2 protein-coding genes are annotated in these 1,008 nt (G+C 54.1%); both read left to right on the top strand.

Translation table 11 applies throughout. The features are described from left to right. A partial coding sequence (locus tag NFS35_RS28920) for a phage holin family protein (RefSeq protein ID WP_251210397.1) occupies positions 1-156 on the top strand: 156 nt, incomplete at its 5' end. A 68-nt stretch (positions 157-224) separates the two neighbouring features. Further along, the coding region (locus tag NFS35_RS28915; protein ID WP_251210396.1) for an N-acetylmuramoyl-L-alanine amidase at positions 225-1,008 on the top strand (784 nt) is incomplete at its 3' end.

The raw sequence follows: 1,008 nt of genomic DNA, 5'->3' as shown, positions 1-1,008 counted from the left end.
GGGGAAGGGAGCGTCCTGCGGACGGCGGTCATCTTCTTTTACCTTTCCAATGAAGGCATCTCTATTTTGGAGAATGCCGCCCGGACGGGGCTGCCCATTCCGGGGAAGCTGAAAGCGGTATTGGAGCAGCTACGGGAGGAAAAAGGGAACGAATAAATTTATGTGACAGGCATCGGTGTAAAAACTGGTGCCTTTTTTCATGTGCGGAAAGAGAGGGAAATGGGATGAATTTAATACAGAATTACCTTACAGAGTCCGGCTGTTATAAAGCGGGAAAGCACATCACCGTGAAAGGTCTTATGATCCACTCGGTGGGATGCCCGCAGCCAAAGGCGGATGTGTTCATGAAGAACTGGAACAGGGCAGAGACATCCGCCTGCGTCCATGCCATAGTAGAGCCGGACGGGGACGTGTACCAACTGCTCCCGTGGGATTTCCGGGGCTGGCACTGCGGAGGCGGCGCAAACAATACCCATATCGGTGTGGAAATGACGGAGCCTGCCACCATCAAATATACGGGCGGCTCAAACTGGACGGAGACCGGGGAGGGGGAGAGTACGAAGAACCATGTGCTTGCCACCTACAGATATGCAGTGGAATTGTTTGCACATCTCTGTCAGCAGTTCCGTTTGGACCCACTTGCGGATGGCGTGGTGATTTCCCATTCCGAGGGATGTAAAAGAGGCATTGCCAGCAACCACGGGGACGTAGAGCATCTGTGGTCGAAGTTCGGTCTGACGATGGCGCAGTTCCGCAAGGATATCAAGGCGGCGATGGAGGGAAGCACAACGGAGGATTCCCTTACCGCCATTATGGGGAAAGCGGCGGCAACTGCGGAACAGATGAAAGCATATCTAAAAAAGAAGAATCCGGCTGTACCGCAGTCCGTTCTGGATATGATCCCGCTGTATATTTCCGAAGGGGAGGCGGAGGGCGTGAGGGGCGATATCGCCTTTGCACAGTCCTGTCTCGAAACGGGGAATTTTACCTTTTCCGGCTCGGCGGTCA

It is taken from the genome of Acetatifactor aquisgranensis, from assembly GCF_943193215.1.
Classification (GTDB): Bacteria; Bacillota; Clostridia; order Lachnospirales; family Lachnospiraceae; genus Acetatifactor; species Acetatifactor aquisgranensis.
Note: the sequence above shows the minus strand (reverse complement) of the source record. Positions and strands in the feature narration are given on the sequence as shown.